The organism is Nocardia sp. JMUB6875 (assembly GCF_041154655.1).
Classification (GTDB): Bacteria; Actinomycetota; Actinomycetes; order Mycobacteriales; family Mycobacteriaceae; genus Nocardia.
The window spans coordinates 1-8,643 of sequence record NZ_BAAFGR010000239.1 but is presented as its reverse complement, the minus strand read 5'-3'; the positions used below and the strand labels follow the sequence as shown (position 1 = coordinate 8,643).

The 8,643-nt window shown below is 70.6% G+C and carries 2 protein-coding genes; both read right to left on the bottom strand.

The window, feature by feature from the left end:
* The coding region (locus ACAM49_RS36235) for an amino acid adenylation domain-containing protein (protein ID WP_369640049.1) at nt 1-6,163 on the bottom strand (6,163 nt) is incomplete at its 3' end.
* Between the two features lie 381 nt (nt 6,164-6,544).
* Nucleotides 6,545-8,611: an apolipoprotein N-acyltransferase gene (gene lnt, locus ACAM49_RS36230; protein WP_369640048.1), complete on the bottom strand. Its 2,067-nt coding sequence runs from the start codon at nt 8,609-8,611 to the stop codon at nt 6,545-6,547.
* Nucleotides 8,612-8,643 lie beyond the last annotated feature (32 nt).

Below are 8,643 nucleotides of genomic sequence, written 5' to 3'. Positions count from 1 at the left end.
ACTCGGGGGCGGGCAGGGCCTTGCGGTCGAGCTTGCCCGAGGGGGTGACCGGCATGGACTCGAGGATGGTCAGCGCCGAGGGCACCATGTAGCCGGGCAGCCGTCCGCGCGCGGTGTCCAGCACGGCCGCCGGGTCGAGTTCGGTGTCGGCGGTGAGATAGGCGACCAGGCGCGGGATTCCGCGTTCGTCGTGGTGGACCACGGTGAGCGCGAAGGTGACTCCCGGATGCGCGGCGAGCACGTGGTCGATCTCGCGCAGTTCGATGCGGAAGCCGCGGATCTTGATCTGGTCGTCGGCGCGGCCCAGGAAGCGCAGCTGCCCGGCGCCGTCGGCGACCACGAGATCGCCGGTGCGGTACATGCGTTCGCCGCGGCGGCCGTGCGGATTGGCCGGGAAGCGTTGCGCGGTCAGGCCGTGGCGGCCGAGGTAGCCGCGGGCCAGGCCGGGACCGGACAGGTACAGCTCCCCCGCCACGCCGGGCGGGACGGGGTGCAGGCGGCCGTCGAGGACGAACAGCCGCATGCCGCGCACGGGCAGGCCGATCGGCACCGGCTGCCCGGCGAGCATGGGTCCGGTGGCGGTGGCGGCGACGGTGGCCTCCGAGGGGCCGTACATGTTGTGCATGCGCCGCGCGGGGTGACCGGGCCGCGAATCCGGTGCGGTCCAGATCCTTACGAGGTCTTCGGGGCAGGCCTCGCCGCCCACGATGACGGCCTCGAGGTCGGGCAGGTCGTCGGTGGGGACGGTGCCCAGGGCGGCCGGGGTGACGAAGGCATGGGTCACCCGTTCCTCGCGCAGGATGCGCGCAAGTTCGATGCCGCCGAAGATGCCCGCGGGCGCGACCACGATGGTGGCCCCGGCCGCGAAGCCGAGCAGCAACTCCAGCACCGACGCGTCGAAGCTGGGTGAGGAGAAGTGCAGTGTCCGAGCCGAATCGGTCACCTTGAACAGGTGCATCTGCTCGTGCGCCAGCGAGGAGATGCCGGCGTTGGTGACGACCACGGCCTTGGGCATGCCGGTGGAGCCGGAGGTGTAGATCAGATAGGCCGGGCTGCCGGTGCGCAGCGGGTGGTGGCGGTCGGCGTCGGTGACGGCGGTGTCCGGGAACTGCGCGGCCTCGGCGGAGAGCTGTTCGGAGCCGAGCAGCAGCCAGTCCACGTAGTTCTTGCGGTGCCGCCCCCGGCTGCCGGGCCAGTCGGGCAGGTCGGCGCGGCGTTCGGGGTCGGTGATGCCGAGCATGGCGCCGGAGTCGGCGAGCATGTGGGCGATGCGGTCGGACGGGTAGTCCGGGTCGATGGGCACATACGCCGCACCGGTTTTCGCCACCGACCACACGGCGAGGATGCTGTCCAGGCCGCGCGGCAGGGCGATGGCGACGACGACCTCGGGGCCCGCGCCGTGGTCGATCAGCACGCGCGCCAGGCGGTTCGAGCGTTCGTCGAGTTCGCGGTAGGTGGTGTCCGCGCCGAGGTAGCGCACGGCCACCGCGTCGGGGACGCGTTCGGCGGTGTCGGTGAGCAGCCGGGCCAGGGTGATGGCGGGTTCGGCGGGCGAACCCATGATGGGCACCAGTTTCGCGGTCTCGCGCGCGTCGAGCAGCGGCAGATCACCCACGGGGACGGTCGGGTCGGCGACGGCTGCGGCGAGCACCGCACCGAACCGGCGCGCGATGGCCTCGACGGTGGCGCGGTCGAAAACATCGGCCGCGTAACCGAATTCGGCGGTGAGCGGGGCGCCGTCGGCCGGGGTTCCGGCCGGTTCGTGGACGGTGAGCTGCAGGTCGAACTTGGCGATGTCGGTGGCCATGGGCACCACCTGGGCGTCCACGCCGGGCAGGTCGACGCGCAGGTCCGGGCTGCTGTCGTAGGACAGCATGACCTGGAACAGCGGATGCCGGGCGGCGGAGCGTTCCGGGTTCACCACCTCGACCAGGCGCTCGAAGGGCACGTCGGCATTGGCGAAGGCATTGAGGTCGGTGTCGCGGACCTCGGTGAGCATGCGGTCGAAGCCGGCGGCCGGATCGATGCGGGTGCGCAGCACCAGGGTGTTGACGAACATGCCGACCAGATCGTCGAGGTTGGGATCGCTGCGCCCGGCGATGGGGGTGCCGATGGCGATGTCGGTCGTATTGCACAGGCGCGCAAGCACGGTCGCGAGGGCGGCGTGCAGCACCATGAAGGTGCTGACCCCGCGTTCGGCGGCGACGGCGGCCAGGGCGCGGCGGGTGTCGGCGGGGATGATGAAGTCGACGGTGCCGCCGTCGGTGGAGCGCTGGCGCGGGCGCGGGCGATCCAGTGGCAGGTCCAGCTGGTCGGGCAGGTCGGCCAGCGCGGCCCGCCAGTAGGCCAGCTGCCGGGCCAGGGCGCTGGCCGGGTCGGCCTCGTCGCCGAGCAGTTCCCGTTGCCACAGCGCGAAATCCGCGTATTGCACCGGCAGCGGTGTCCACTGCGGGGCCAGACCTTCGGCGCGGGCGGCGACGGCGGTCATGATGTCGCGGATGAGCGGGGCGATGGACCAGCCGTCGCCGCTGATGTGGTGCAGCACCATGAGGAACAGGTGCGAGTCGGGTCCGGTGGTGTAGAGCGCGACCCGGACGGGGGCCTGGCTGCGCAGATCGAAACCGTACCCGGCGAATTCGGTGGCCAGGGCGATGACGTCGGCGTCGGTGGCGTCGATCGGGTCGAGGGTGAGCGGGATCTCGGCGGCCGGATGCACCAGCTGGCACGGGCCGTCGGGGGTGTCGGGGAAGGTGGTGCGCAGGCTCTCGTGCCGTTCCAGCACGTCCACCAATCCGGCCCGCAGGGCCGCGATGTCCAGGGGCCCGGTGAGTTTCACCGCGAGGGGCATGTTATAGGCGGCGGCGTGCTCGGCGAAGCGGTTGAGGATCCACAGCCGCTGCTGGGCGAGGGACAGCGGAATCTGTTGCGGGCGTGGCCCGGCCACCAGTTTCGGGGAGGCGTGTTCGGGGCGCGCGTCGGCCAGGCGCGCGGCCAGGGCGGTCACGGTGGAGGTTTCGAACAGGTCGCGGATGGTGAGCGAGACGCCGAGGGCGGCGTTGACGCGGGCCACCGCCCGGGCGGCGGTCAGGGAGTTGCCGCCCAGGTCGAAGAAGCTGTCGTGGACATCGAAGTCGTCGGTGCCGAGGACTTCGGCGAATATGCCGGTGAGCTGGCGTTCGGCGGCGTTGCTCGGGGCGGCGGCGGGCCGGGCGGCCGGGCGGCGGGCGCCGGCGTCGGGCTCGGGCAGCGCCTTGCGATCGACCTTGCCGTTGGCGCTGAGCGGTAGTTCGTCGAGCACCATGAGGATCGAGGGCACCATGTAGCTGGGCAGGGTGCGGCGCAATCCGGCAGTGAGCTCGGCGGTTTCGATCGGGTCCGCGCCGGGGGCGGCGACCACGTAGCCGATGAGTTCGTCGCCGCCGCGGCCGCGCCGGGCCACGCACACCGCCCGCGCCACCCGCTCGTCGGCGAGCAGGGCGGCCTCGATCTCGCCGAGTTCGATGCGCAGGCCGCGCACCTTGACCTGGAAGTCGCTGCGGCCCAGGTATTCCAGCACGCCGGAGCGGCCGCTGCCGCGCCAGCGCACCAGGTCGCCGGTGCGGTACATGCGGGTGCCGGGGGTGAAGGGGTTGGCCACGAACCGGTCCGCGGTGAGCGCGCCGCGGCCCAGGTAGCCGCGGGCCAGCTGCACGCCCGCCAGATACAGCTCACCCACGACGCCGGGGGCGACCGGTTGCAGGCGGGCGTCGAGGACGTAGGTACGGGTATTCCAGATGGGCGCGCCGATCGGCACGTCGGTGGTGCCGGGTGTGCAGTGCCAGGCGGTGACGTCGACGGCGGCCTCGGTGGGGCCGTAGAGATTGTGCAGCTGCGGGGCGTCCGGGCCGGTGCCCAGGGCGGCGTGGAATTCGGCGACGGTGGCGGCGGGCAGCGCCTCACCGGAGCAGAACACGCGGGTCAGGCCGGTGCAGCCCGCCACATCGGTGTCGGTGAGGAACACCGACAGCATGGACGGCACGAAATGGGCGGTGGTGACGCCCTTCTCGGCGATGATCCGGGCCAGGTAGCCGGGATCGCGGTGCCCGTCGGGGGCGGCGATCACCAGGCGCGCCCCGATCTGCAAGGGCCAGAAGAACTCCCACACCGATACGTCGAAGGTGGCGGGGGTCTTCTGCAGCACCACGTCGGAGCTGTCGAGCGGGTAGGCGTGCTGCATCCAGCGCAGCCGGTTCACGATGGCGGCGTGGGTGACGCCGACGCCCTTGGGTTTTCCGGTGGAGCCGGAGGTGAAGATCACGTAGGCCAGGTGGTCCGAGCGCAAGGGAGCGCGCCGGTCGGCGTCGGTGACGGGGCGCCCGCTGCGCTGGGTCAGGTCCGCGACGTCGATCTCGAATCGCGGTGCGGTGCGAGGCAGTTCGAGGCGCTCGCGGCGGGCGGTGAGCACGCACAGCGGCCGGGCCTGGGTGAGGATGGCCTCGATGCGGTCGGCCGGGTGGTCCGGGTCGATGGGCAGATACGCCGCGCCCGCCTTGACGATGGCGTACATGCCGATCAGCAGGTCCAGGCTGCGGCGCAGGGCCAGGCCGACCAGGGTGTCGGGGCCCGCGCCACGTGCGATGAGTTCGCGGGCCAGGCGATTGGCGCGCTCGTCGAAGGCGGCGTAGGTGAGGGTCTCGCCCTCGTAGTCGAGGGCGATGCGGCCCGCGGACATGGCGGCGCGGTCGGCGAACAGTCCGGCGAGGGTGCCCTCCTGGCGGGCGACCTGGGTCGAATTCCATTCGTGCAGGACGCGTTCGCGTTCCAGATCGGTGAGCACCGGCATGTCGGCGATCACCGTGTCAGGGGCGGCGCAGACGAAGCGGTACAGGTAGTCGAGGAAACGCCCGTGGTGCATGGACAGTTCGGCGTCGCCGTAGAGGCGCGGGTTGGCCTCGAAGTCGATGTGGATGCGGTTGCCCAGGCCGTTGTAGAGGTTGATCGACAGGTCCTCGACCGGGCCGGTGGACAGCACGTTGATGGAGCCGACCAGGCTGCCGAACTTCAGCTCGCTGTGGAAGAGCATGAGGTTGACCATCGGGCCGAAGAAGCCGCGGGTGTCGCGGGAATAGCCGCAGTCCCTGCGGATGTCGTCGCTGCGGTAGCGCTGGTGGCGCAGCGCGCCGGTGATCTGCAGTTCGATGGCGCGCACGGTGTCGGCGACGGTGTCGGTGGCCTGGAACTGCACGCGGATCGGGACCACATTCGACACCACGCCCCCGGAGCGGCGCAGCGACACGGTGGTGCGGGCGGAGACCGGCAGGCTCAGCACCACGTCCTGGGTGCCGGTGACCGCGCGCACGTAACCGGCCAGGGCGGCCACGAACAGCGCGGAACTGTTGGAGCCGAACGCGGTTGCCGCGGCCTCGATGGCGGATTCGACATCGCGGCCGATGACGGCGGTGGCGGTGCGGCGGCCCGCGTCGGAGACCACGGGCAGTGATCCGTTGGACGACAGGGTGATCGGCTCGCCGACCCCGGCGAGCTGTTCGCGCCAGTAGTCGCCGTCACTGACGAAACGACTGGTGTCGCGGTAGCGGTTCTCGTCGCCGTAGATGGTGGCCAGCGGCGTCGCGCGCGAGACCACCGGTTCGGTCTGGTTCTCGAGCGCGGTGTAGATCTCGGCGGCGCGGGTGGTGGCGTTCATGGCGCCGTAGCCGTCGATGACGATGTGGTGGCCGCGGGTGTACCAGATCCAGTCCGAATCCCCGACGCGCAGCACCACATTCATGGTGAGCGGGTCGTGTTCGATATCGATGGGCGAGCTGGCGTGCTCGTTCATCCAGGCCAGCGCCGCGGCGCGCGGATCCGGCTCCTCGCGCAGGTCGATGCGCGCCCAGCCGGGCCGCCAGCTGGGGTCGACCACCTGGTGCGGGACGCCGTCGATCTCGAGCAGGCGGACGTGGCCGACCTCGCTCTCGGCGCCGAAGCGTTCGATGGCGTAGAGCAGGCGGCCGACATCGAGATCGCCGTGGATCTCCACGAATTGCGCGATGGTGAGCGGGATGTCGGGCCGGATGCGCTGGGCGTACCAGAGGGCTGATTGCGCGGGAGAGAGCGCGAAAGGTTGAGCCGAGAATTCACCCGAAGAACATTGGTCGACACGGTCGGTGGCCAATGAACTCATCAAAAAACTCCGTTCTGCCGCTGTTGACGCAACTCCCCGAGCCCCGAAAATCGATACGGTGGATGCCAGTGCCCGGCTTTCGCGCGCACGCGCGAGCCGTAGGACGTGGCCCACGCCCTATGATTCGGAGCATCCCGCCGAGTGGATCGGTGGTGATCTCGAGTTGCCCGCAACGAACAGCGTTGGCGGAGCGAAGATTCAGTTCAGTTACCTCATGGCAAACCTCGCGTTGTTCGCGTATCTCGCATAAGGGAACCGCTCAAACTCGGACATATCGGAAACTCCAACAAGCCCTGGCAATGAACTGGCGAATCGAAGTCGCCGACGCGGGACGGCCCTCACACACGTGCCCGCGATTACTGCGCCGAAAGGTATTCGGAATTACCGGCCGGTCGGTTCTGTCTGAGCGCGCGTCCGCCGCCGGAACAGCGCCACCGCAGTGGCAGCCGCGGCCAGGATACACAACAACACCTCCGGCGCGGGGCCCAAACGGGTCGCGAGTGTCGTGTTGTCGCGCAGCGGCAGCGTCGCTACCAGCGCCGCGGGCTCGAACTGCGGCGTCTGCTGCTGGATCGTGCCGTCGGCGGTGATCATGGCGCTGACGCCGGTGGTCACCGAAACCACCACGGCGCGACCGTGCTCCACCGCGCGCACCCGGGACATGGCCAGCTGCTGGTAGGTCATCTCGCTGCGGCCGAAGGTGGCGTTGTTGGAGGGGACGGTGAGCAACTGGGCGCCGGCGCGCACGGATTGCTCGAAGGCGCGGTCGAAGGCGACCTCATAGCAGGTCGCCACGCCGATGGTGACGGGCGCGCCGCCGCCCGCGGGCCGCACGTGCACCACGCCATCGCCGTGGCCGGGGACGAAATAGCCTGCGCGGTCGGCGTATTCGGAGAAGTGCCGGAAGAACGAGCGCATCGGCAGGTATTCGCCGAAGGGCTGGATGATCTTCTTGTCGTGGCGCTCCCCCGGTCCGGCGTCGCCGTTCCAGACGATGACCGAGTTGGTGGTGGTGCGATCGCTGTTGACCAGTACCGCGCCGACCAGGATGGGTGCCTTCACATCCTTGGACGCCTGCGAGATCTCTTGCGCCGCATCGGCATTGCGCAGGGGGTCGATATCGGAGGAGTTCTCCGGCCAGATCACCACGTCCGGTTGCGGGGCGCGGCCGGCGGCGATGTCGCGGGCCAGTTCCTCGGTGCGTTTGACGTGATTGTCGAGAACCGCGCGGCGCTGGGCGTTGAAGTCCAGGCCCAGGCGCGGCACGCTGCCCTGGATGGCGGCGACCGTGATCGGCCGGTTGCCGTCCTCCGGGCCGGGCAGCGCGGTCCGGAGGATCACTCCGGTGAGGGGAACTATAGCCACAAGCATTGCCGCAGCAACAATCCGGTTCCACGATGTGAGACGTAGTGCTCCCCATCTGGGCGAATCCGATGTGACGGCAGCCACTTCCGAGCTATCGCCACCGGCCCCTCGCAACCTTCGCAAACACCCCAGTGCGAGCGCCGCCAACCCGGTGCCCGTCAGCGCCACCGCGAAGCTCACCAGCGGTGCGCCGCCCAGCATCGCGAAGGGCAGATACCACCCGTCGGCCTGCCCGAAAGCCAGCTTCCCCCAAGGAAACCCGCCGAACGGAAAACTCGACCGCGCCCACTCCGTCAGCGACCACGTCGCCGCCACCCACACCGGCCAGCCCGGCAACGCCGCCACCCACCGCGTCAACAACCCGAACGCCCCGACATACAACGCGCACACCGCCGACAACGCGATCCACGGCACCGGCCCGACATAGATCCCGGTCCACGGCAGCAGCGGTAGGAAGAACCCCAGCCCCGCCACGAACCCGAGCCCGAAACCCGCACGCGCCCGGCCGGTTCCACGCACCGCCAGGGTCAGCACCGCGATCCCGATCGGTGCCAGGAACCACAGCGTCCGCGGCGGGAAGCTCGCGTACACCAGTAGCCCGGCCAGCACCGCCGCGATGAGTCGCACCACACCGGGCCGCCTCGCCGCCAGACTCACCAACCGCCCGACCGGGCCCGGCGGCCACGCCGCGGCCGTACCGGTCGAGATCTCGCCGCCGCCACCGGATTCCGATTCCGGCATCGCCGCCGCGGCGCCGTCTCCGGACGCGGCACGCACGTCCGCGGCCCCCGGGCGGCGGACGGTCGGCGGCACCTCGGCCGCTTCACTCGAGCCACCCCGACCCGAAGTCATTGCGCCGGAGTCGACTCGATCGTCACCGACCGCGATGGACTCGGCCGACCCGCGGGCCCCGGAGTCAGCTGCGCTCGCTGCGAGTGCCGAGCCGCCGTGCGCGGCGGAGCCATTCGTCGTCGCCGGGGTCCGGCCGTCGGCCGCGCCGGTCGCATCGGCCGGAGTATGGCTCGATGTCGGCGCGGAGGGTAGTGCGGCGGAGGCGGTTTCGGGGTCGTGCTCAGGCTTCATGGATGGCGACCCCACGGTGCACGGTGCGCAGG